Source organism: Spirillospora sp. NPDC048823, assembly GCF_043198445.1.
In the GTDB taxonomy this organism is placed as follows: domain Bacteria; phylum Actinomycetota; class Actinomycetes; order Streptosporangiales; family Streptosporangiaceae; genus Spirillospora.
The window spans coordinates 44,057-65,366 of sequence record NZ_JBICUT010000022.1 but is presented as its reverse complement, the minus strand read 5'-3'; the positions used below and the strand labels follow the sequence as shown (position 1 = coordinate 65,366).

At 72.6% G+C, this 21,310-nt stretch carries 23 protein-coding genes; 5 read left to right on the top strand and 18 right to left on the bottom strand.

All coding sequences use genetic code 11. From position 1 onward, the window contains the following. Positions 1 to 15: 15 nt before the first annotated feature. The 11 genes from ACGFK0_RS34685 to ACGFK0_RS34635 form a co-directional block, all read right to left on the bottom strand. Positions 16 to 231 carry a hypothetical protein gene (locus tag ACGFK0_RS34685; protein WP_392912732.1) on the bottom strand — a complete coding sequence of 72 codons (216 nt, stop codon included), beginning with the start codon at positions 229 to 231 and terminating at the stop codon, positions 16 to 18. 137 nt (positions 232 to 368) lie between these two features. Further along, on the bottom strand, positions 369 to 1,058 hold the full coding sequence (locus ACGFK0_RS34680; RefSeq protein ID WP_392912731.1) for a hypothetical protein: 690 nt from the start codon (positions 1,056 to 1,058) through the stop codon (positions 369 to 371). Positions 1,059 to 1,188: 130 nt separating this feature from the next. Then, complete coding sequence (locus tag ACGFK0_RS34675; protein WP_392912730.1) at positions 1,189 to 1,704, bottom strand: hypothetical protein; 516 nt, start codon at positions 1,702 to 1,704, stop codon at positions 1,189 to 1,191. 146 nt (positions 1,705 to 1,850) lie between these two features. Continuing rightward, positions 1,851 to 3,173, bottom strand: a complete 1,323-nt coding sequence (locus ACGFK0_RS34670; RefSeq protein ID WP_392912776.1) for an AAA family ATPase — start codon at positions 3,171 to 3,173, stop codon at positions 1,851 to 1,853. Between the two features lie 23 nt (positions 3,174 to 3,196). Beyond that, a complete protein-coding gene (locus ACGFK0_RS34665) occupies positions 3,197 to 4,669 on the bottom strand; it encodes a hypothetical protein (protein ID WP_392912729.1) in 1,473 nt (490 codons plus the stop codon). A 7-nt stretch (positions 4,670 to 4,676) separates the two neighbouring features. Continuing rightward, positions 4,677 to 5,771 carry a hypothetical protein gene (locus ACGFK0_RS34660; RefSeq protein ID WP_392912728.1) on the bottom strand — a complete coding sequence of 365 codons (1,095 nt, stop codon included), beginning with the start codon at positions 5,769 to 5,771 and terminating at the stop codon, positions 4,677 to 4,679. Beyond that, entirely contained in the window at positions 5,768 to 6,655 is an 888-nt protein-coding gene (locus ACGFK0_RS34655; protein WP_392912727.1) for a hypothetical protein, read from the bottom strand. The genes ACGFK0_RS34660 and ACGFK0_RS34655 overlap by 4 nt, the downstream gene beginning before the upstream one ends. A 68-nt stretch (positions 6,656 to 6,723) precedes the next feature. Next, positions 6,724 to 7,590, bottom strand: a complete 867-nt coding sequence (locus ACGFK0_RS34650) for an NAD(P)-dependent oxidoreductase (protein ID WP_392912726.1) — start codon at positions 7,588 to 7,590, stop codon at positions 6,724 to 6,726. Positions 7,591 to 7,714: 124 nt separating this feature from the next. Beyond that, positions 7,715 to 8,770 carry a phosphotransferase enzyme family protein gene (locus ACGFK0_RS34645; protein ID WP_392912725.1) on the bottom strand — a complete coding sequence of 352 codons (1,056 nt, stop codon included), beginning with the start codon at positions 8,768 to 8,770 and terminating at the stop codon, positions 7,715 to 7,717. A gap of 98 nt (positions 8,771 to 8,868) precedes the next feature. Beyond that, positions 8,869 to 9,270, bottom strand: coding sequence for a nitroreductase family deazaflavin-dependent oxidoreductase (locus ACGFK0_RS34640; protein WP_392912724.1), 402 nt, complete (start codon positions 9,268 to 9,270; stop codon positions 8,869 to 8,871). 213 nt (positions 9,271 to 9,483) lie between these two features. Next, entirely contained in the window at positions 9,484 to 10,350 is an 867-nt protein-coding gene (locus tag ACGFK0_RS34635; protein ID WP_392912775.1) for a helix-turn-helix domain-containing protein, read from the bottom strand. Positions 10,351 to 10,976: 626 nt separating this feature from the next. On the opposite strand from ACGFK0_RS34635, the gene ACGFK0_RS34630 reads away from it, so the two are divergent. After that, positions 10,977 to 11,285, top strand: a complete 309-nt coding sequence (locus ACGFK0_RS34630) for a hypothetical protein (protein ID WP_392912723.1) — start codon at positions 10,977 to 10,979, stop codon at positions 11,283 to 11,285. Positions 11,286 to 11,352: 67 nt separating this feature from the next. On the opposite strand, the gene ACGFK0_RS34625 is transcribed toward ACGFK0_RS34630, so the two are convergent. Both ACGFK0_RS34625 and ACGFK0_RS34620 read right to left on the bottom strand, forming a co-directional pair. Beyond that, positions 11,353 to 12,132, bottom strand: coding sequence for an ABC transporter permease (locus tag ACGFK0_RS34625; protein ID WP_392912722.1), 780 nt, complete (start codon positions 12,130 to 12,132; stop codon positions 11,353 to 11,355). Continuing rightward, positions 12,129 to 13,070 carry an ABC transporter ATP-binding protein gene (locus tag ACGFK0_RS34620; RefSeq protein WP_392912721.1) on the bottom strand — a complete coding sequence of 314 codons (942 nt, stop codon included), beginning with the start codon at positions 13,068 to 13,070 and terminating at the stop codon, positions 12,129 to 12,131. The genes ACGFK0_RS34625 and ACGFK0_RS34620 overlap by 4 nt, the downstream gene beginning before the upstream one ends. A 157-nt stretch (positions 13,071 to 13,227) precedes the next feature. Here ACGFK0_RS34620 and ACGFK0_RS34615 point away from each other — a divergent pair, with 157 nt between their 5' ends. Beyond that, positions 13,228 to 14,367 carry a sensor histidine kinase gene (locus ACGFK0_RS34615; protein WP_392912720.1) on the top strand — a complete coding sequence of 380 codons (1,140 nt, stop codon included), beginning with the start codon at positions 13,228 to 13,230 and terminating at the stop codon, positions 14,365 to 14,367. Positions 14,368 to 14,374: 7 nt separating this feature from the next. Beyond that, positions 14,375 to 15,031 carry a response regulator gene (locus tag ACGFK0_RS34610; protein WP_392912719.1) on the top strand — a complete coding sequence of 219 codons (657 nt, stop codon included), beginning with the start codon at positions 14,375 to 14,377 and terminating at the stop codon, positions 15,029 to 15,031. Positions 15,032 to 15,515: 484 nt separating this feature from the next. On the opposite strand, the gene ACGFK0_RS34605 is transcribed toward ACGFK0_RS34610, so the two are convergent. Further along, positions 15,516 to 16,232 carry an alpha/beta fold hydrolase gene (locus ACGFK0_RS34605; RefSeq protein ID WP_392912718.1) on the bottom strand — a complete coding sequence of 239 codons (717 nt, stop codon included), beginning with the start codon at positions 16,230 to 16,232 and terminating at the stop codon, positions 15,516 to 15,518. Positions 16,233 to 16,302: 70 nt separating this feature from the next. Here ACGFK0_RS34605 and ACGFK0_RS34600 point away from each other — a divergent pair, with 70 nt between their 5' ends. Then, positions 16,303 to 16,968, top strand: coding sequence for a winged helix-turn-helix transcriptional regulator (locus ACGFK0_RS34600; protein ID WP_392912717.1), 666 nt, complete (start codon positions 16,303 to 16,305; stop codon positions 16,966 to 16,968). 49 nt (positions 16,969 to 17,017) lie between these two features. Then, positions 17,018 to 17,245 (top strand): hypothetical protein, encoded by a 228-nt coding sequence (locus ACGFK0_RS34595; RefSeq protein WP_392912716.1) that lies wholly within the window; start codon positions 17,018 to 17,020, stop codon positions 17,243 to 17,245. Positions 17,246 to 17,251: 6 nt separating this feature from the next. Here the strand turns inward: ACGFK0_RS34595 and ACGFK0_RS34590 are convergent, their stop codons facing one another. The 4 genes from ACGFK0_RS34590 to ACGFK0_RS34575 all read right to left on the bottom strand — a co-directional run bounded on the left by ACGFK0_RS34590 (position 17,252) and on the right by ACGFK0_RS34575 (position 21,251). Next, entirely contained in the window at positions 17,252 to 17,686 is a 435-nt protein-coding gene (locus ACGFK0_RS34590; RefSeq protein ID WP_392912715.1) for a hypothetical protein, read from the bottom strand. A gap of 24 nt (positions 17,687 to 17,710) precedes the next feature. Next, on the bottom strand, positions 17,711 to 18,613 hold the full coding sequence (locus tag ACGFK0_RS34585; protein ID WP_392912714.1) for a hypothetical protein: 903 nt from the start codon (positions 18,611 to 18,613) through the stop codon (positions 17,711 to 17,713). Between the two features lie 249 nt (positions 18,614 to 18,862). Continuing rightward, complete coding sequence (locus ACGFK0_RS34580) at positions 18,863 to 20,146, bottom strand: citrate synthase (protein WP_392912713.1); 1,284 nt, start codon at positions 20,144 to 20,146, stop codon at positions 18,863 to 18,865. Between the two features lie 223 nt (positions 20,147 to 20,369). Beyond that, positions 20,370 to 21,251 (bottom strand): serine/threonine-protein kinase, encoded by an 882-nt coding sequence (locus tag ACGFK0_RS34575; RefSeq protein ID WP_392912712.1) that lies wholly within the window; start codon positions 21,249 to 21,251, stop codon positions 20,370 to 20,372. Positions 21,252 to 21,310 lie beyond the last annotated feature (59 nt).

Sequence of the window (21,310 nt, the reverse complement as noted above, 5' to 3'; positions counted from 1 at the left end):
ACGCGCGGCCCCGGCTCAGCCGTACCTGACCGCCAGGAACAGCGCCAGGGCCGCGACCGCCCAGATCATCGCGACATGGCCGCGTTCCCGCGCCGCCGCCTGCCGCAGGCCGACGATCCGCCGCCGGCTGAGCCGCAGGTCCCACACGGCGCGGCGGGCGCGTTCCCAGTGCACTCCCATGTAGATCGCCAGGGCGGCGACCCCCAGGAGCAGTAGAACGTTTCCGCTCATCAGACCCGCCTCCGTTTTCGCGGAAGCTCAAATTGAACAGCGGAACCGGCCGCCCCGACAATGTCCGGCGACACATTTCCGGAAACCATGCGGAACCGGACCGGGCCGGCCGCGAACGGATCATCGGCCGCCGAGGGTCAGCGCCCGAACCGCTCCGGGTCGATCTCGATCCAGATCTGCTCGGCGCGGCCCAGCAGCCGCCCGTCCGCCCCGTACAGCGCCGTCGCCGCGTGCATCTTGCGGCCCTCGCGGCTGCGCGCGAGCCCCAGCACGACGCACCGCTCCCCGGCCTCGGGCACGCCCATCACCTGGGCGGTCATCGTGCCGAGTACGGCAGGACGCTCGGCCACGTCGAACGACCATCCGCCGGGGCAGTCGAGCGCCGCCCACACCAGTTCCCGCTCCGGCACCCGCTCCGGCACCCACGGCGCCGCGACCGTGGCGTCGGCGACCGGCCCCGGTTCGAGCCGCAGCCCGTCGCCCGGCTCCCGCTCCGGCCCGCACACGAAGCAGCCGGGGAACGGGTGGCTCTCCGCCGCCCGGTACTTCTCCGCGGCCTCCAGCGCCCGCTCGAACGGGACGGGTGCGATGGGCGGCACCACGATCGCCCCCGCGAGCGCCTCCGCGATCAGCAGTTCCCCGTCCCAGAGCCGCACGCTGTGCCCGCGCTCGTCCTCGGCCGTGACGGTCATCTCGGTGTCCAGTGGCGGCGGCCGCCGCAGCGTCACCGTCACCGTGTCGATCGGCACCCGCCCCGCGAGGCGCCCCGCCACATATCCGCCGTTCCCGGACCCGTCCGGCCCGTGGAACCGCCCGTCAATGATCACCGTGTCCCCCGTGGTAACGCACACCCCAATAAAACGGCACCGATCTTAATGACCCGCTCCGACACTTCGTCCCACCACCCCCGGCGATGGAGGAGGCCGCCAATGCGCGAAGGAGGCGGGTAAAACGGGGCTACACGGCGCGCGACGGCTGGGGGCGGCCGGGACGCGTGGTGAAGAACACCGAGAGGGAGCCCTTGAGGCGTGCGCGGACGGTCTCCTCGTCGACGGGGCCGTCCTCGTGGACGGGGGTGCGGTCGAGGGCGCGGTCGATGAGGACGTCGATGTTGCGGTCGGCGACGAGGACGGAGCACGTGTCGCAGGCGTACCACGGGTAGAGCATGTTGAGGACGGCGACGGCGGTGTCGTCGTCCGACAGCTGCGTGGTGTCCAGTTCGACCTCGAACATGTCGGTGTCCTCGGGGTCCAGCGTGGGGTAGTAGAGCCAGCTCGGCCCCGGTGTGCCGCAGAAGTCGCAGCCCTGGTCCTGCGGGGCGGGTTCGCCGACGGCGAGCTCCAGCTCGTGGTCCCACGGCTCCACCCGCCGGTTGTGGCGGTAGCCCACTCCGTCGAGCGAACCTTCCCGGTTGTGGGTGACGTCGTGCACCTCGCCGCCGCAGCGGGCGCACATGAAGCCGATGTCCTCCATGTCCCTCCCCTGATCGCTGAGGCACCGGCCTCTCACAGTATCCGTCCGGGGCCCTCGCTCGTACCCGGGCACCGCGAACCCGGGCACGTGGAAGATCTTCCTTGACTCTTCACTTCCGGTGGCTCCCGCGTGACCACCGGCCGTGGTCAGCCGGCGGGGACGCGGTGGCGCGCCAGGTGCGCGAGGACGGCCTGGTTGGCCTCCCAGCCGTCCGGGAACTTCACCGGCACGCCGAGATGCACCGGTTCGGCGGACGGATGCGCGTCGAGCAGTTCGGGGATGCCCGCCCGCGCCACCACCACGCACGCGTGCCGGTGCCGGGACGCCAGGACGCACAGGCGCCCGGACTCCAGATGGAAGGCGGTGGCGTCGCGGCGCCCCGACAGCGGGTGCAGCACGACCGTCGCGTCGTACTCGCGGCCCTGAAGCCGGTTCGCGGTGTCGACGGTGATGCCCTCGCCGTGGCGGCCGAGCGCGGCGCGGATCGCGGTGACCTGGTCGCGGTGGGCCGCGCCGATCGCGACGCGCGCCGCGTCGACCGGGCCCGACCCGAGTTCGGAGTGCGCGACGGGACCGCGCTGCAGCAGCCGGACGGCCAGGGCCGCCGTCGCGCGCACCGCCTCGGCGTCGGTCCGCAGCGTGTGCCGCGCCGGCAGCTCGTAGAAGGCCCAGCCCGTCGCCGCCGCCTCTTCGAGCGCCTGGTCGTAGGTGGTGCCCATGCCGCGCGCCCCGAACTCCAGCCGCCGGTCGCCCGGTCCGGTTCCGGCGCGGAACCCGGTGAACGGGTAGAACGCCTCCGACACCACCGGCGCGGCGGACGCGGGCAGCCGCCACGACACCGGGAGCCGGTGGACGGGCAGGTCCGGGTTGTGCGCCAGCAGGACGGACACGGCGCTGCGCATCGGGTCCCACGCCAAGCCCGCCCAGCGCTCCACCTCGACGGTGGAGAACGGGTCGAGCTGCCCGGGGTCGCCCACGAACAGCGCCCGCTCGAACCGGCCGGCGATGCGCAGCAGCATGTCCGAGCGCATCTGGTACGCCTCGTCCACGATCGCCCACGGCCACGACCCGTCCGGCAGCGTCGCCCACTTCGCGGCGGTGGCGATCACGACGGTGTGCTCGGCCAGGTCGCCGGCCTTCTGCGCGACCCGCACCGCCGGATGCGCCATGACCCGCTCGGACGGCACGTACCCCGACGCCGACAGGCGGCCGAGCGTCACGTCCGGGTGCTTGCCGGCGAGGCGTTCGATGAGGTCGTCGACCTGCTCGTTCGTCTGCGCCACGATCATCAGGCGCTCGCCGGCCGCGGCCAGGTGCGCGGCGGCGCGGACGACCAGCGTGGACTTCCCGGCGCCGGGCGGGGAGTCGACCACCACGCCGCGGTGCCCGCCGCCGAGATCGGCGAGGACGTCGTCCACGACCCGCGCCGCCGCCTCGGACGGGTCCAGCTCGTCCGCCGCCACCGGCATCAGGTGGCGGCCCGCATGTCCGGTCAAGACCATTCCTCTTCGGCGTCCTCGTGGGTCGGCACGTACTCCTCGGGCGGCCCGCCGTGCGTCCACGGCGTGTCGTCACGGTCGGGGAACTTCGCCGCGCCGAACGAACCCTCGGTCAGCGAGGTGAAGCACACCCGGTCCCCGACCTGGGGGACGGCGCCCGGCTCGGGGGTGAGCTTGCGGCCCATCCCACCGGTCAGCTCCAGCAGCACGGCTCCGTCGTCCAACTCCACGATCCTCCCCTTGAGCGCCGGCCGCGCGGCGTTGCACACGGTCGTCCCGGCGTCGAGCCGCACCGGATCCCGCGTGCCGACCCGCAAGTGCGGGCGGAGCTTCGGCCGCTTGCCCGTCTCGTCGAGGCGGGCCGGGTCGCATTCGGTGACCACGCCGCCGAACGCCTGGCCCGCCAGCCGGTGCTCGGCCATGACGAGCGGGTCGTCGAAGGCGCGCTGCGCGTCGTAGGCGTCCTGGGCGCGTTCGAGGTCGTGCAGCCGCCGCGCCGCGCGGACGGGCGGGTCGCGGCGCGCCTGCGGATACGCCTCGCCGAACGTCTGGTGGTAGTAGGTGAAGGCGTCCCGGTCGCGCTCCCACCGCTTCGGCACGCTCGCCCCCTCCGGCAGCGCGCGCAGCAGCGCGACGGCCCGCCACATCAGGTCCCACGTCGGGGTGAGCTGGCCGGCGAGGACCGTGCGCAGCCGCTCCTCGGCGCGGGAGCCGCCGCCCGCCCGGTCGTAGGCGGCGATCGCCGGGGCGAGGACCTCGTTGTCGAACGTCGGGTCGGTCGTCGGCCCCGCCGGCGGGCATGTCACCGGGTCCTCGGCGCGCGCCGCCGCGGCCGGGCCGTCCAGCCCGTCCGGCGGGTCGATCCAGCCCATCAGCGCCGCGAGGTTGCCGTCCTCCAGCGAACTTTGACCCGTCGCCCAGTGCATCCGCAGCATCTCCGTCATGGCGCCCAGCAGCGACGACCCGGGATGGTCGTACCGGTCGGCGAACCATGTCAGCCACCGGCCGAGCACCGGGACCGCCGGGTCCACCGCGTACCGGCCCTCCGTGCTGCGGAACCGCGTCGACCGCCCCACCATCCGCAGGAACGCGACACCGCCCCGGTTCGGCACGAGAAGCTGGGGCGCGTCCCCGTACCGGATCCGCTCCTCGCCCTCCTTGCCGGGCGGCAGCTCCTCCACCTCGCCGCGGCTCGTCTCGATGTGGTTCAGCACGAGCTTGGCGAGGTCGGCGGCGAACGCGAACCGCAGGTCCCGGTTGCGCGGCTGCGGCACGATCAGCAGCGCCGGATCGTCCGGCCGGCTCCCGGCCAGCACCGCCAGCGGCGCCGCCGCCTCACCGGCCAGCTTCAGCGGGACGAGCACCAGCGGCGCGTCCGGCAGGTGGCAGTGCCGCACCGTCGCGACCGGCCGCGCGATCCCGGCCGCCGCCGCCTCCAGCCGCGCGAGCGAGGACAGCGCGCTCATGTACCGATCACGCGACCCCTTCCAGGGCTTCGGCGCGGAGGCGGGCCGCGGTGCGCAGCTGATCGGCCGTCTCCGCGAGGTCGTCGGACGGGGTGAGCGACCCGTCCGCCAGGGCGAGCGCGGTACGGATCGTGTCGACGCCGCCGAGGTCGTCGCGGACGGACCGGCCCAGCGCACCCGTCGACCCGTCCGTACGCGCCTCCTTCCGGCAGAACAGCGCCATCTCGCAGCCCGACATGCACTCCGGCGCGTACCGCGCCTCGACCGCGCGGACCGACTCGGCGAGCCCGTCCCCGGGCTCGAACGTCAGGTCGCCGGGCAGCTCCGCCAGGATCTCGTCGATGCGGGTGATGCGCGCGAGCTGCCGCTCCAGGACGGCGAGCTGCGGCCGCACGTCCAGCGGCGTCGCCGTCGGGCGGTTGGAGAAGTTCTCCGGGCACACGAGGAACACGTCGTGCGACACCCGCCCGGGATCGTGCCCCAGTTCGGCGACGAGCCGGCGCAGCGCCAGCACGTACACCGCGGACTGCCGCGCCGCCGCGGCGACCTGCTCCGGCTCGGCCTGCCCGTCCACCACGGCGAACGACTTGATCTCGATGACGTGCAGCCGCCCCGCGAACTGGAACGCGATGACGTCCGGCTCCAGATAGGCGAGCCGCCCGGCGATGTCCAGCCGCAGCAGCGGATGATCGAACAGCGTGCCCTCACCCGTCTCCAGCGCGCGGGCGACCAGCCGCCGGGTCCGCGAATGCCGCAGCTCCCGGCCCTCGTTGCCCGCGACCACCTCCAGGTCGTCGTAGGCCACCTCGGGGACGTCCAGGCCGAGCCGCTCGCGCAGCAGCGTCAGCAGCTCCGCGCACCCGTCCGCCTTCACCTGCGCCTCGAACACGTTCCCGCGCGTGATCGCGAACTGGGACTGCCCGAACGGCGCGGGGAAGCCCAGCTCCCGGGCCACCGCGTCCTTGTCGACGCCCGCCGCGTCCATCACCCCGCGGCGGGCGCAGCCGGGATTGGACGTCAGCGCGGCGATCGTGCGGGCGTCGTGATTGCGCGGGGGAGCGCCGCCGCGCAGCCGGTCCAGGTCCGGCGCGGTCTCGGTCATCGGTCTGTTTCTCCGTTGCTGGCAGGGCGCCGTCCGGACCGCCGCAGGGCCCGCAGCCGGCTGCCGAACAGCAGCTCCGCGTCGTCGAGCTGCGCCCGGGCGCGCCCGGCGGCGGACGCGCGCCGCCGCCGGTCCTGTCCCCGGTGCACGTCCAGTTCGGCTTCGGCGGCCTCGGCGAGCACGGCCGGATCGACGGTACCGACCGTATCGGTGACCGCGCCGGGAATGTTGGACGCGAAACGCCACAGCAGCCGCTGCACATCGGGGGACGGCGTCCCCCGGCCCGCGTGCTCGGCGAGGCGGGCGGCGGACGTGAGGAAGTCCGTGCGGGGGCTGAGGGGCCCGACGATCCGCTGCTCCAGCGGCCACGTGCTCACGGTGAGCAGCCCGCGGGCCGGGGCGAGCAGATCGGCGGTCAGCGCGGCGCACAGGTAGTAGGGCCGCGCGTACGGCGCGGTGCGGAACGAGCGTTCCTCGTCGCGGCGCAGGCTCGTCAGCCGGCTCCCCGGGATCTCGCCGGGGAAGAACGCGGCGTACACCGACCCGATCAGCTTCGGCGCGGCGGGCGCGCCGAGCAGGGTCAGCGCCTGGTGGACCTGCTCCCGGACGGGCAGCAGCCCGCGCGAACCGGCGCCGGGTTCCTCGCCGCCGCGACCGCCGGTGGTCCGGTCATTGGTGGTGCGGCCACCGGTGGTCCGGTCGCCGGGGGTGCCGTCTCCGAGGACGGCGTCGTCCCAGGCCGTCTCGGCCTCGCGCAGCTCGGCGCGCAGGTCGCGGGCCTCCCGCCGGTCGCCGGTCGCCATGGCCCGCCGCACGGCGGCGCGCAGCTCGGTGATGCGCGCCTCCAGTTCGTCGGGGGTCGGGACGCCGGGGGGCCGGAACATGCGGCAGACAGTACAGGAGCTTCCAGACAGTTCCAGCGTTTTCCAGTTTTGCGAGGTCCCCGCCGAGGTCAGCCGGGGAAGCTCGCGCGGTACGTGGCGGCCATGTCCTCGTCGCCGTGCCCCTGGGCGATGGCGCGGCGGAACCGCGCGCCCGCCGCGTCGTTGACGTCCACCCGGATCTCGGCGGCCTCGGCGGCCTCGTGGATCAACCGGGTGTTCTTCTCCGCGGTGCGGACGGCGAAGCTCGGCTCGAAGTCGTCCGCGAGCATGGCCTTCATCTTCGTCTGCAGGTAGACGCAGTCGAGCGGGCCGCCGGTGAGGACCTCGCCGAGCAGGGCCGGGTCGAGCCCGAGACCCTTCGTCAGCGCGACCGACTCGGCGACGACGGACGTCAGCGAGATCGCGTAGCTCACCGCGGCCAGCTTGAGGCGGGTGCCCGCGCCGCCCGCCCCGTCCTCGTCCAGCCAGAACGTCTTGGCGCCGACGCTGCCGAACACCGGCTCGAGGACGGTCCGCGCGTCCGGCGGCCCCGCCGCGAGGACGACCAGTTTCCCCTGTTCGGCGGGCTGCTTCGTGCCCTGGACGGGCGCGTCGACGAAGATGAGCCCCTGGTCGGCGGCGAACCCGGCGAGCAGCGGCACGGACGCGACGCCGACCGTGCCCATCTGCGCCCAGACCTGCCCCGGCCGCAGCGACGGCGACGCGTCCATCATGACCGACAGCGCCGTCTCACCGCCGTCCAGCATCGTGATGACCACCTCGGCGCCGCCGGCGGCCTCGGCGGGGGAGCCCGCCACGGCCGCGCCGTCGTCCGCGAGCGGTTCGGCGCGCGACGGGGTGCGGTTCCACACCGTGACCTGGTGCCCGTCCCTGAGCAGCGTGCGGGTCATCGCGGCGCCCATGATCCCGGTGCCGAGCAACGCGACTGCGGTCATGTCTCCCACTCCTCTGCGGACTGCCTGTATTGGATCATGCCTTTGGAACATGCTCGTTGGAACAATGGCTTGTCGAAACAATGTCTGCCTGCCACCCCGGAACGGGCGGACCGTGCGGTGCCGGCTAGCCGTAGGCGGGACTGTCGCCGGGCGTCTCCGCGTACATCGCGGTGTAGGGCGCCGCGAACGCGTCCAGGGTGCGGTCCAGCTGGGCCGACCACCAGGTCACCAGGGCGGCGAGGCCCCGCTCGCCGGTGCCGTCCTCGCCCAGGTACCGGTGCCGCAGCGGCGCCACGTCGCAGAGCCGCTCCCACCATTCGCGGTGCACCGCCGACTGGATCTGCCCCGCGTCCAGCGGGAACGCCGAGCGGTGGCCGCGCACGAACGCCTGGACGCGGTCGAGGTCGAGGCCCCGCTCGTCCCCGCAGGTGAACAGCCGCGCCGCCGCCCGCACGACCTCGCCGGCGACCGGGCCGGTCGCCAGCCCGTCCCAGCCGAGGACGGCGGTGACGTTGCCCGCCCCGCCGTACCGCAGGTGCCCGGCGTGGAACGCGCCGTGCAGATGGCCCACGGTGCTCACCTCGATCTCGGGCGGCTGATGGCCGGCGAACTCGGTGAGCAGTTCGCGCCGCTCCCGCAGGCGGCGGCCGGTCAGCGCCTCGAAGTCGGTTCCGCCGTCGCCCGGGACGTCCCGCAGCATCGCCTCGACGGCGGCCGCCGCGTCCGCGGCGCGCGGCGTCGGCACCAGCAGGCTCTGCTGCACCGGCGGCGTGATCCCGTCGAGCGCCGCGTGCAGCCGCCCGAGCAGCTCACCGAGGCGCTCGCACTGGCCGAACGTCAACTCCAGCCCGCCGCGCCCTCGCCCGCCCACCCACGGATACAGGACGTAGCCGCGCCCGACGGCGGTGACCAGCGTCCGGCCGCCGCGGGCGGGCATCGGCGCGAGCACCGGAAGGCCGGCCTCGTCGAGCGCGGTCGTCACGGCGTGCTGGAACAGCACGCGGCGCCGGTCGGGCGCGGCGTACTCCTTCAGGAAGAACGAGCCGCCGGCCGTGTCGACGCGCCAGCGCCGGCCGCCGGGCCCGGCCGCGACCGGGCCGACGCCGTCCGGCGCGTCGATCTCGAAGCGTCTCAGCAGCCGTGGCGGCGGCTCGGTGTCAGCACTCTGTGACGTCGGCACCTCGGCACCTCGGGCTGCGTCGGACGGACGATGGTCGAATGAGTGTTCTACGGCGACGCTACACGTCCCGCCCGCACCGCGAAAGGGAACCGCGCGGCTCAGGCGGGTTCGAGGACGACCACGGGAATGTCCCGGGTCGTCTTCTGCTGGTAGTCGTCGTACGCCGGCCAGACCGCGGCCATCTTCCGCCACAGCGCGGGCTTCTCCTCGGGCGTCGCGGTCCTGGCCCGCGCCGTGAACTTGTCGCCCTTCACCTGGACCTTCACCTCGGGGTCCGCCTTGAGGTTCTCGTACCAGAGCGGATTGTGGTCCGCGCCGCCCAAGGACGCCACGACGACGTACGCGTCGCCTTCGGTCTGGTAGATGAGCGGCGTGGTGCGCTCCTTCCCGCTGCGGCGGCCGGTCGTGGTGAGCAGCAGGGTGACGGTTCCCTGCCACTCGTGCCCCTCCGCACCGTCCGTCTCCTGGTATCGCTCGACGTGCTCCTTGCCGAACAGCATGGTCGCTCCTTCGCTCAGGCTCCGGGATGGCCGCGCGCCCCCCGCGCGGCCGTCCTCATAACCTCCGGACCCTTGATGGCCTTCCCGAGCGGACGCTTCTATTCCGGCCCGCGACCACCGGTGCCGGAGGACGGCGCGGCCGAGGTCGCGCGGCGTCGCGCGTGCGGCACAGGTGACGCCGTGGCCGGCGGGCGGGCCGTGCGGGACGAGCGGTCAGAGGTCGTTGAGGACCCGGGTGAGCTGGCGCGCGGTGTCGTCGGGGCGCGCGGCCGTGATGCAGAGGTTGTTCATGGCGCGCATGTAGGTGTCGACGTCCGTCGGCTTGTCGAGATAGAGCGCGCTGGTGAGCTGCTCCAGGTACACGACGTCGGAGAGGCCGGGCTCGGCGAATCGCAGGATCGTGAAGGGACCGCCTGCGGCGGCGTGTCCGCCCGCGCCGAACGGCACGATCTGCAACGTGACGTTGGGCCGCTCCGACACCTCGATCAGGTGCTCGATCTGGCGCCGCATCACGTCGCGTCCGCCGAGGGGGCGGCGGACGACCGCCTCGTCCACCACGGCCCACAGCGTCGGCGCGCCGGGGGAGGTGAACCGCTCCTGCCGGATCGTGCGGAGCTGGACCCGCCGCTCGACCTCGTCGTCGGCCGCGTCGGAGAAGCCGAGGCGGACGACGGCGCGGGCGTAGTCCTCGGTCTGCAGCAGCCCCGGGACGAACTGCAGTTCGTAGGTGCGCAGCAGCGAGGCCGCCTCCTCCAGCCCGAGATAGACCTCGAACCAGCTCGGCAGAACGTCGCCGTACCGGTGCCACCATCCGGGGGTGTTGGCCTCCCTGGCCAGCTCCAGCAGCGGGGCGCGCTCACCGGGGTCGTCGACGCCGTAGAGGGTGAGCAGGTCGGCGACGTCGCGCTCCTTGAAGCCGACCCGGCCGAGCTCCATCCGGCTGATCTTGGAGTGCGAGCCGCGGATCTCGTAACCGGCCTGCTCGGTGGAGATGCCGCGGTCCTCGCGGAGCCTGCGCAGTTGGGCGCCGAGCAGAATTCGCAGGACGGTGGGGCCGCCGCGCCGGGGATAATCGATCAGCCGTCCGGACGGATCACCTTCGGGCGGAGGTGTTGGGGCAGCTGAATCCTGGGCCAAGGGGTCACCAGCCAGTCGACGGGTCTGCTCGTGGGCGGAACGGGCACCGCGGAACGGCACCGCCCTATGTTAGAGGATGGGGTCGGGTTTTTGGGAAGTATGAAAAACGCGTCCGGTTCCAAACGCCGTATGCCGCGGAGATTGCGCGCACGACCGGCGTGCGGGGCCGGTGACCTGTGCCGCCGGTGGCCGCACGGCTGCGCTACGTGTCGCCGCGGTGACGGCCGAGTTGGCCGGACGGTCATTTCCGTGGCGCCCGAGTCACCCGCTGGTGCATGAATTACCCGGCGCACTCCGGCGGTGGGGACGACCAATCCACGCCCATTCCATGCGACGTCGTGTGACGCTCGAATGACGATCGTCTCCCATTCCGGTGAATTTCCGGGGCGCCCGGACGCGCCGATCATGCCAGAGCGGCCCCGTCCGCGGCCGTGCGGACGGGAGCGCGTGATGAAGCTCTCGTTCGACCCGGGAGTGGTCCGGGATGCAGGCGGCGTTGGAGAGAGCAGAGAGGCGATCATCATCGCCGCTCAGCAGATGCGACCACCGAACCCGTATATGGGGGATTCATGAACGCGACCCGTGAACGAGCGGAGATCCGATTCCTGACCTCGGGCGATGTCACGGCGCACGAGCGCGCGGCGGCGGATCGCGCCGTCCAGGCCGCGCTGAGGGACGCCCGGGGCGTCACGTCCGTCCAGGTCACGCTGAGCGTCGTGGCAGACCCGTCGCTGCCGCGCCCCGCGCTGGCCCGGGCCGTCGTCGAGATGAACGGCCGCCGCGTCCGCGCCCAGGCCGCCGCGCCGCGCATCGACGAGGCCATCGACATGCTCCGCGAGCGCCTCGCCGTCCGGACGTCCTCCCTGCAGGCGGGCTGAACCCGCCGCGCACGATCGGCCGGCGGCGTCCCTCGGGGGGACGCCGCCGACCGCGTCTCCGGGCCCGTCAGGCGTCGCGGCGGGTGAGCGCGAGGGCGGCCAAGCCGAGCGGGGCGAGCGCGTACGCCGCCATCACGGCCGCCGCCGCACCCGGGGACAGCAGGTCGCCGTAGATGGAATTGTCGGCGCCGAGCCCGGCGGCCTGCCTGGGCAGGGCACTGGGCACCACCGACCCAAGGCGCCCGTTCCACGGCTCCGGCAGGTGGAGGACCAGCATCGGCACCACGTGCCACAGCAGGACGACCGACACGAGCGCCCCGGCCGTCGACCGCAGCAGCGCGCCGAGTGACAGGCCGAGCAGCGCGAACATCGCCACCGACGTCCCCGAGATGACGAAACCCGGCAGCTCGTGCGCGATGGACGCCCGCTGGTCCGGGAACGGCCGGTCTCCGATGACGAGTCGCGTCCCGAGGAACGAGCCGACCGTCATGGCCTCGCCCGCGACGAGCGCGACCGTCCCGACCACCGCCGCCTTGGCCGCGAGGACCGTCCGGCGCCGGGGGAGCACCGCGAAGGTGGTGCGGATCATGCCGGTGCGGTACTCGGACGTGATCGACAGCACGCCGAGGACGGCGAGGCACAGCCCCGCGACCCACCCGCCGATCTCCTGAAGCGGACGCAGCAGGAACTCCGCGCGGCGCTCGGCCGGCAGGCCGTCCCAGATGTGCGCCGTCTGGAACGCCAGCAGCATGACGAACGCGAAGGACAGGGCCGTCGCCGCCAGCACCCACCAGGTGGAACGGACCGACCGCAGCTTGTACCACTCCGCCGCGAGCGCGTCGGTCACGACGCCACCGCCCCGAACTCGGCGCTGCCGGCGGTCAGCTCCATGTACGCCTCCTCCAGCGAGGCACTGCGCGGCGTCACCTCGTACAGCGGGATGCCCTGCGCGGCGGCCATGTCGCCGATGGCAGCGACGTCCAGCCCGGTGATCGTCAGGGCGCCGCCGGGCAGGGGCACGCCGCCGGGCACGGACTCGACCGCGGGCAGGGACTCGATGACGCCCCCGGCCGCGGCGAGCACCGCGGTCAGATCGGCCGGACGCGGCGTGCGCACCAGGACCCCGCGCCGGAACCGGTCCGCCAGTTCCCGCACCGACGTGTCGGCGATCAGACGCCCCCGGCCGATGATGATCAGCCGGTCGGCGGTCAGCTCCATCTCGCTCATCAGATGGCTGGAGATCAGCACGGTCCGTCCCGCGGCCGCCAGAGCCCCCATCAGCTCCCGCACCCAGCGGACGCCGTCCGGGTCCAGCCCGTTCACCGGCTCGTCGAACATCAGCACCCCCGGATCGCCCAGCAGCGCCGCCGCGATCCCGAGCCGCTGCCGCATGCCGAGCGAGAACCCGCCGACCCGCCTGCGCGCGACCCCGGCAAGGCCCACCTGCTCCAGCACCTCGGTCACCCGCCCCGCGGCGATCCCGTTGCTGCGCGCCAGCCAGCCGAGATGGTCGAACGCGCGCCGCCCGCCGTGCACGGAGCCCGCGTCCAGCAGCGCCCCCACCTCCCGCATCGGCCGCCGCAGCGCCGCGTACCGGCCCCCGTTCACCAGCGCCTCACCGGACGTCGCCGCGTCCAGCCCCAGCAGCACGCGCATGGTCGTCGACTTCCCGGCGCCGTTCGGCCCGAGGAACCCGGTCACCGTGCCCGGCCTCACCACGAAGGACAGGCCGTCCACCGCGGTCGTCGCGCCGTAGCGCTTGGTCAGCTCATGTACCTCGATCATGCCGTCAACGGTCGTCTCCGGCGGCCCCTCCGCACATCGGAACCCGGGCGGTGACCGCGCGTGCGACCGTGCTCCGAGACCGCCCCCGCGCCTCCGCCCCAGGTATGACGTCCGGCGGCACGAGGTGCCGGCCCCGGCGTCCCGCTACCTTCGTGACGTGGACGATTCCGAGTTGCGCTCCCCGTTCTCCAGACGGCTCGGCCGGCGCCGGCTGATCGGCCTGGACGCCGGTGCGGCGGCCGTCTGCATGCTCGCGCTGCTCCTGCTGCCCGGAGACACCGACGCCTCCGCGGCCCTCGTGCTGCCGCTCGCCGCCGCAGTCGGACTGCCGCTCGCGGTGCGGCGGCTCTGGCCCGTCCCCGTCTTCGCGGCGGTCCTGTCCGCCTCGACGGTGATGCTGCTCCTCGGGCTGCCCTGGGACTCCTTCGTCGGGCCGGCGTTCGCCCTCTACGTCGTCGCCCTCACCCGCGTCCGCCGGCGGTGGATCCCGACACCGCTGATCGGCGTGATCAGCGGAGCCGTCATCCTCGGCGGCGCGATGGCCGGCCCCGCGAACCGGCATGCCGAGTCCGCCGGCCGGCTGCTGCTCGGGGTCGCCGTCCTCGGCGCGTCCTGGTCCCTCGGCCGCGTCGTCCGCGAACGGCGCGCGGAGACCGCCCGCTCCGCCCGCCAGTTCGCCGACCGGGCCGTCTCCGACGAGCGGCTCCGCATCGCCCGCGAACTCCACGACGTCGTCGCGCACAGCATGAGCCTGATCGCCGTCAAGGCCGGCGTCGCCGTCCACGTCGCCGAGGCCCGCCCGCAGGAGGCCCTCGACGCCCTCCGCGTCATCGAGACGACGAGCCGGGGCTCGCTCGCCGAAATGCGCCACCTGCTGGGCGTGCTGCGGACCGGCGGAACCGGCACCGACCTCGCACCGTCCCCGGGCCTGGCCGGCCTGACCGGCCTCGCCGAACGGGCCGCGATGGCCGGCGTCCACGTCGACCTCGAGGTCGACGCCGGGGAACTGCCCGAAGGCGTCGCACTCTCCGCCTACCGCATCGTCCAGGAAGCGGTCACCAACGTCGTCAAGCACGCCGCCCCCGCCCACTGCCATGTCCGCGTCGAGGCCGACGGACTCCGCTTGCGCATCGACGTCACCGACGACGGCCCCGGTGTCCGCGTCCTCCCGGGCGGCGACGGGCACGGGCTGATCGGCATGCGCGAACGCGTCATGATGTACGGCGGCGACTTCACCGCCGGACCCCGTCCCGAAGGCGGCTTCGCCGTATCGGCCGCCTTCCCGTACGAACCCTAGGGAACCCTTGGAACTGCGCGTTCTCGTCGCCGACGACCAGGCCCTGCTGAGGGGCAGTTTCCGCGTCCTCATCGACACCGCGCCCGGTCTGCGCACCGTCGGCGAGGCCGGCACCGGCGCCGAGGCGGTCGAGCTGGCCGGACGCGAACGCCCCGACCTCGTCCTCATGGACGTCCGGATGCCCGAGATGGACGGCATCGAGGCGACCCGGCGGATCTGCGGCGACCTTCCCGAAGTCCGCGTCCTGATGCTCACGACCTTCGACCTGGACTCCTACGTCTACTCGGCGCTGCGGGCCGGGGCCAGCGGCTTCCTGCTCAAGGACACCCCGCCCCCCGACCTGCTGTCGGCGATCCGGGTCGTCGCCTCCGGCGAGTGCCTGCTCGCGCCGTCGGTGACCCGGCGGCTGATCGCCGAGTTCGTCCGGCGCCCCGGACCCGCCCAGCCGCCGCCCGCCGGGCTGGAAGGCGTCACCGACCGCGAACGCGAGGTCCTCGCCCTCATCGCCCGCGGCCTGTCCAACACCGAACTCGCCGAGCACCTGCACCTCAGCCCCGCCACGGTCAAGACCCACATCGGGCACCTGCTCGCCAAACTCCACGCCCGCGACCGCGCCCAGCTCGTCATCGCCGCCTACGAAACCGGCCTCGTCCGCCCCCGCTGATCGAAGGCCCGTGCCGAAGGAGGCGGCTCCGAGCACGCCCGCGCGTCACTGAGCGCAGCGGCCCTCACAGCAGGGCCGGGGCCAGGTGCTCGGACTGGTCTGCGACGGACTCCGGTCCGTAACGAAACGAAATCCCATCGCGTAACGAAACTCGCTGTGAGGTGTGCGCGGCGCCCCTCATCCCCGCACGCACGGGCCGCCCCGCCCGATTCTGCAGCTCCTCCTGCCGCCAGAAAGGCACACCGCCGGCGCACGACGTCCGGCTGAACAACGCCCCGGCCGAAGCGGCACCTTGCACACGCGACATCCGCGCCTGCCACGGCCGTGACCATCCGCGCCGCGGCCGGCACCGCCCGCAAGCGCACCGGCTCCCAGCGCCTCCCTCCCCGGCCCCGCCTCGGAGGTCTCCTCACCGACCGACCGCCAAGCCTGGCCATGTCACCGGTCTCTTGGCCAGGGACGGCTAGGGCGGTGTCTTAAAGGCCTAGCGGGATGCCGTGCGGGTGCGGTAGGCCTCCAGGCGTTGGGCGAGTTCCCCGGGCCGGCTGAGCGCGACGAGGTGCCCGCCCGGCATGTCGTCGACCGGGATGCCCAGCCGCTCGCGCACGACCCGGCGCTGGAACTCGAGTGGGAAGAAGCGGTCGTCTCGTCCTTGCAGGAAGACGGTGGGGACGCTCGGCCACTCGCGGAGCGGCCACGGTTCCGCGAACGGCGTCGCCGACTGCGGCGTCTCCTCCTGAGCGAACGCCTCGGCCGTCACATCCGGCGGGACGTCATGGAAGAAGCTCTCCCTGGGGTCGAACTCGGCCGGAACGGCTCTCCCCTCGCCGGCCGCGTAGTCGGCCATGGCCTGCGCCTGGCCGGTGTTGTCCCACCAGGCGCCGCCCGATTCGCCGGAGACGGGGACCATTGCGTTGAGCATGACGAGCAGGTCCACCGGGATCCGATCGCAGACGAGCGGGGCGGTGAGGCCGCCCATGGACTGGGCCACCAGGACGACCCCCGCCCGGTCGCCGATCGCCTCCACCACGGTGTCGGTGTACGCGCGGAGGCCGGCCGAGTCGTCACCGGCCGGAAGATCCACGGCCACGACGTCATGGCCGCGCGCCCGCAGCTCCGGAACGAGCCGATGCCAATACCAGGCCTGGCCGCCCGCTCCTGGGATGAGCGCGTACGTCGCCATCGTCACTCCCGTTGTCATGTGCGCCACCGGTCGCCCGGCTCGTTCTCACGGTCGGTCCTAATTTAGGAGCAGCCTATATCGTTTTCCTATGGCTGGTCGCAGGAACTACGGCGATCCGTGCGGCATCGCGCGGGCGCTCGACGTGATCGGGGAACGATGGGCGTTACTCGTCGTCCGCGAACTGCTCCTCGGACCGAAGAGGTTCACCGCGCTGCACCGCGGGCTCGCCGGGATGAGCCAGAACGTCCTGTCGCAGCGTCTGCGCGACCTCGAAGAATCCGGAGTCGTCCGGCACCGGGTGCTCGGGCCGCCGGTGAGCGCCCCGGCGTACGAGCTGACCCCCCGCGGCCGGGACCTCGAACCGGTCCTGTTCGCCCTCGCGAGGTGGGGCGGCCGCGGCCCCCTCGATCCATCGTGCACCGGCGAGTTGAGCGCGGACGCCATGATGTTCGCGCTCAAGACGACGTTCGACCCGGACACCGCCCCGGGCCTGAGCGTCCGCCTGGCCCTGCGTTTCGAGGACGATCTCTTCGTGACCGGGATCGATGCCGGACGGTTCCACGTCGCCCGCACCGAGGCTCCGGCTCGCGCCGACGCCGCGCTGACCACCGATGTCGGGACGTTCAGAGCCCTCGCGTTCGGCGGCCGTCCGCTGGCGGAGCCCGCTGACTCCGGTGAACTCATCCTGGAAGGCGACGGCGGCCTCGCCGAGCGGTTCCTGGCCTGCTTCTCCCGCCCCTCGACCACCCCCTGACGTGTGTTCCGCTTTGCTCGAACGTATGTTCGGACTAGTGTGTCGTCCCGTGCTGATCGATGAACCCGTCTCCGCGGAGACCACCCCCACGGGCCGACCCTCCCAGATCACCGGGCCGCGCGGCCGCTACCGGGTGCGCCGCGTGCTCGAGGAATGGCAGGCGCCCGGCCAGTCGAGGTTCTACCGCCTCCAGGTCGCCACGCCGGACGGTCCGGCGATCGCCGAGGTCATCGGCGCGGTCGACGGCCCCTGGACGCTCCGCCGAGTCTGGCGCTGACCGGGGTCATCCACGGAACTGCAGTACGAGGCGGTCCGAGAATCCTCCCCGCTCGGCCGCCTTGGCCGAACGCCGCTCCTCCAGTTCGCCGGGCGTGATTCCGTGAAGTGCCGCAAGGGCGTGGACGACCTCCAGGAGATCGGCAAGCTCGGCGGGATCACCACTCGCGGCATACTCCCCGGCCTCCTCGTAGAGCTTGGCGCGCAGCAGTGCGCCGTGCTCTTCAGGACCGGCGACGCGGATCTCCGGCGACCGTCCGGTGGCCCGGATGATCTCGGGGATCCGGTCCCGGACCAGCTTCTCGGCACGCCCGCCCGCATCCTTGAGTGGATGCTCCGCCCTACCGTCCTGGACACCCCGTATCCGGTCTTGGGCGTCGCGCTCGGCCGCGACGTCCTCCAGCACCTCCGCCGGCGCCCCTGGCGCCCGATCGCTCTCCATGCGGCCCGACGCTACCGAGGTCGGTCAGGTGAGCGCTGTCTGGTCGGGTTCGCAGCTGAGCAGTTCGTGCAGGATGGGCGGGAGTTCGTCCCACAGCCACTCGTTCAGGGTGCCGGGGAAGCTCGCCGGCGGGCGAATGCCCAGGCGGTGGTGGGCCGCCTCCGTCAGTCGTACGGGGATGGGGCCGTCGTCCCACATCGGGTCGCTGTGTCCCCAGAAGGCGGAGAAGTCGGGGCCCGTCAGCATCAGCTCGGCGGGAAGGGTGTGCTCGCCCGGGTGCCTGCCCAGGGGGAGGAGCCGTTGCGCGGTCGTGCGGAGGATGTTGAGCGCGGCCAGGTCGTGCGAGCAGGCGACGTCGGTGATCTCCAGTTCCGGCAGCCCGAACCGGCGCAGGCCGCGGGTGGTGAGGTGGACGCAGGCGCAGCCGTCGATGGCGTCCCCCTCGGCGGGGCATCCGCCGGAGTCCGGGTCGGCGGGCAGGGCGGCGCCGATCCAGTGGTCGGCGAGGACGAACTCGTCGAAGCGTCCGAAAGGGACGACGGGCAGGACCTGGTTCGAGGCGAGGTCCACGGGCACGCCGCACAGCGCTTCTGCGATCGCTTGGGCGGCGGCGCGCGCCAGGTGCGGCCCCGAGGGGAGTTCGCCGACCGGCAGGACGGAGGTGACGCCGATGTGCCGTGTGGCCTGGCGGGCCCTCTCCGCGTCCTCGTGGTCGGCGCCGGTCACTGCGCTCAGGTCCCAGGGGGAGTCCGCGGCGCGATGGCAGGCCGTGACGAGACGGGGTGTGCCGATGCGCATCGACACCGCCGCCGCGAAGGGGCTGGGGAGCCGTTGCAGGATCGCCGCCGTCAGGTCGCCGGGGTCTTTGTCGGCGGCGACGACGAAGCCGGCGGTCGCCTCTTCGGGAACCGTGATGGTGACGGGCATTGCAGCCTCCTCAGGCCCTCGGACGGGTTGTGCCGTTCAGCTTTCAGGAGGCGGCACGGGAAAAGAAGTAGAACTGAATTCTGTGGATAACGGGGACGAGAAAAGGTGCAAATGTCGCATTAAGGCGATCAGAAGGCACAGAGGGCGGAGGTGATCCCGTCGACGGCGGGCGGGCGCGAAACCCGCCCGCCATGCACGGGTGACGATCGAACGGCGCGTATCGAGAAGGAATGCGCGAAGAGGTGCGTGTCAGCGGGCGGACGGTTCCACATAGCGGCGCTCGCCCGGCCCCACATAAACCTGGCGCGGACGTCCGATCTTGGTCGACGAGTCGTTCAGCATCTCGCGCCACTGGGCGATCCAGCCCGGCAGGCGGCCCAGCGCGAACAGGACGGTGAACATGTTGCTCGGGAAACCCATCGCCTTGTAGATGACGCCGGTGTAGAAGTCCACGTTCGGGTAGAGCTTCCGCTCGACGAAGTAGTCGTCGCTCAGGGCGACCTCTTCGAGGCGCATGGCGAGGTCGAGCAGCGGGTCGGACTTGCCGAGCGCGTCGAGGACCTTGCCCGTCGCCCTCTTCACGACCGCGGCGCGCGGGTCGTAGTTGCGGTAGACCCGGTGGCCGAAGCCCATCAGCTTGACGCCGGGCTCCTTGTCCTTGACGCGGCGCACGAACGAGTCGATGTCGTCGCCGTCCTCGTGGATTCCTTCCAGCATTTCCAGGACGGCCTGGTTGGCCCCGCCGTGCAGCGGGCCGAACAGCGCGTCGACACCCGCCGACACCGACGAGAACAGGTTCGCCTGGCTGGACCCCACGAGGCGCACCGTGGAGGTGGAACAGTTCTGCTCGTGGTCGGCGTGCAGGACGAACAGCATGTCCAGCACGCGCATGATCTCAGGGTCGATCTCGTACGGCTGCGTCGGCAGGCCGAACGTCATGCGCAGGAAGTTCTCCACGTACCCGAGGGAGTTGTCGGGGTAGAGCAGTGGCTGGCCGTTGGAGGTCTTGTACGCGTACGCGGCGATGGTGGGCAGCTTGGCTATGAGCCGGATGCTGGACTGGTCGACCTGCTCGGGCTCGAAGGGGTCGAGACTGTCCTGGTAGAACGTCGACAGGGCGCTGACGGCCGACGACAGCACCGCCATCGGGTGCGCCTTGCGCGGGAACGCGGAGAAGAACGCACGGAACTTCTCGTCGAGGAGCGTGTGGTTGCGGACGCTGTCGGTGAACTCCGCCAGCCGGTCGGGCGGCGGGAGCTCGCCATAGATCAGCAGGTAGGCGACCTCGAGGAAGGACGATTTCTCCGCCAGTTCCTCGATCGGGTAACCGCGGTAGCGCAGGATGCCGGCCTCACCGTCGATGTAGGTGATCGCCGACGTGGTGGACGCGGTGTTGGTGAAGCCGGGATCGAGCGTGACATGCCCCGTCTCCTTGAGGAGGCTTCCCACGCCGAGGCCCGACGGGCCCTCCGTCGACTCGGTCAACTCGAGAGGCATCCGGCCACCCGCGTGGCTGAGCTCGAAATCCGACATGCTCGCTCCATCCCAACTGTGTCCACACCTGCGTAGACGTTCCGATCGTCCCGTTCTTCATCGTATCCACGTGATCACACGCGCCAATCCGTGCCCTCCGCGTTGACGGTGGCCGGCGCGGGTGTTCCGGCGGTTTCCGGCCGTTCACGGCGCCACCCGGTCTTGACCGCCGGCGAGGTCGCGCCGGCCGTGTCCGCGGCGATGCAGGGGCGGCGGTCCAGTTCTATGGGGGCGGCTCCCGGAGGGTCGGAAGCTCGGCCGTGATCTCGACCAGCGTCCGTTCCTGGACGCCGATCAGCTGCTCGACGTCGATCGGAGGCCACTCCTCGCCATAGTGCGCATCCAGCAACGTCGACAGGGCGACCAGGACCTGCTCCGGCGTGGGCCGTTCCTCGGGGTCCTTGACGAGGCACCGCGTCACCAGCCCGCGCATGGGGGCGGGCAACCGGGTGAGGTCCGGCTCCCCGTGCACGATGCGTCCGCGCACCTTGCGGCCGGTCCCGAACGGCGCCGCGCCGGTCACCGCGAAAACGAGTGTCGAGCCGAGGGAGAACACGTCGCTCTCCGGATGGACCGGGTCCCCGAGCGCCTGCTCCGGCGACATGTACGCGGGCGTTCCCAGGATCTCCGTACGCGACAGGGGCAGGGCGTCCAGAGGCCGCGCGATCCCGAAATCGATCACTCTCGGCCCATCCGAGGCGAGCAGGACGTTCGACGGCTTCAGGTCCCTGTGGACGATCCCCGCCCGATGGATCGCGATCAGCGCCTCGGCGAGCCCGGCGCCCAGCCGGCATGCGGTCCGCTCACGGAGCGGCCCCTTCTCGTGGACGACCTTGGACAGACTCACACCGCGGATGTACTGCGTGGCCAGCCACGGCTGGTCCGCGTCCGGATCGGCGTCGACGACGGGCGCGGTGTAGAAGCCGCTGACCGACTGCGCGGACGTCACCTCGCGGCGGAACCTCGCCCTCCACCTGGGATCGTCCAGCAACTCCGGCCGGATGACCTTCACGGCGACCAGCCGCCTGCTCTGCGATGCCCCGAGGAACACCTCGCCCATTCCTCCGGCGCCGAGCCGGGCGACCACGCGGTACGGGCCGATCATCTGAGGTAGGTCTGACTGCATGGGCAACGGGATCCGATCATGGTGGGCGCGCTCAATCG

Excerpts from the sequence above, each read along its gene's own strand:
- ACGFK0_RS34685 (WP_392912732.1), bottom strand. The coding sequence starts at position 231 with ATGAGCGGAAACGTTCTACTGCTCCTGGGGGTCGCCGCCCTGGCGATC.
- ACGFK0_RS34675 (WP_392912730.1), bottom strand. The coding sequence starts at position 1,704 with ATGGAGGACATCGGCTTCATGTGCGCCCGCTGCGGCGGCGAGGTGCAC.
- ACGFK0_RS34670 (WP_392912776.1), bottom strand. The coding sequence starts at position 3,173 with ATGCCGGTGGCGGCGGACGAGCTGGACCCGTCCGAGGCGGCGGCGCGG.
- ACGFK0_RS34665 (WP_392912729.1), bottom strand. The coding sequence starts at position 4,669 with ATGAGCGCGCTGTCCTCGCTCGCGCGGCTGGAGGCGGCGGCGGCCGGG.
- ACGFK0_RS34660 (WP_392912728.1), bottom strand. The coding sequence starts at position 5,771 with ATGACCGAGACCGCGCCGGACCTGGACCGGCTGCGCGGCGGCGCTCCC.
- ACGFK0_RS34655 (WP_392912727.1), bottom strand. The coding sequence starts at position 6,655 with ATGTTCCGGCCCCCCGGCGTCCCGACCCCCGACGAACTGGAGGCGCGC.
- ACGFK0_RS34650 (WP_392912726.1), bottom strand. The coding sequence starts at position 7,590 with ATGACCGCAGTCGCGTTGCTCGGCACCGGGATCATGGGCGCCGCGATG.
- ACGFK0_RS34640 (WP_392912724.1), bottom strand. The coding sequence starts at position 9,270 with ATGCTGTTCGGCAAGGAGCACGTCGAGCGATACCAGGAGACGGACGGT.
- ACGFK0_RS34630 (WP_392912723.1), top strand. The coding sequence starts at position 10,977 with ATGAACGCGACCCGTGAACGAGCGGAGATCCGATTCCTGACCTCGGGC.
- ACGFK0_RS34620 (WP_392912721.1), bottom strand. The coding sequence starts at position 13,070 with ATGATCGAGGTACATGAGCTGACCAAGCGCTACGGCGCGACGACCGCG.
- ACGFK0_RS34605 (WP_392912718.1), bottom strand. The coding sequence starts at position 16,232 with ATGACAACGGGAGTGACGATGGCGACGTACGCGCTCATCCCAGGAGCG.
- ACGFK0_RS34600 (WP_392912717.1), top strand. The coding sequence starts at position 16,303 with ATGGCTGGTCGCAGGAACTACGGCGATCCGTGCGGCATCGCGCGGGCG.
- ACGFK0_RS34590 (WP_392912715.1), bottom strand. The coding sequence starts at position 17,686 with ATGGAGAGCGATCGGGCGCCAGGGGCGCCGGCGGAGGTGCTGGAGGAC.
- ACGFK0_RS34585 (WP_392912714.1), bottom strand. The coding sequence starts at position 18,613 with ATGCCCGTCACCATCACGGTTCCCGAAGAGGCGACCGCCGGCTTCGTC.
- ACGFK0_RS34580 (WP_392912713.1), bottom strand. The coding sequence starts at position 20,146 with ATGTCGGATTTCGAGCTCAGCCACGCGGGTGGCCGGATGCCTCTCGAG.
- ACGFK0_RS34575 (WP_392912712.1), bottom strand. The coding sequence starts at position 21,251 with ATGATCGGCCCGTACCGCGTGGTCGCCCGGCTCGGCGCCGGAGGAATG.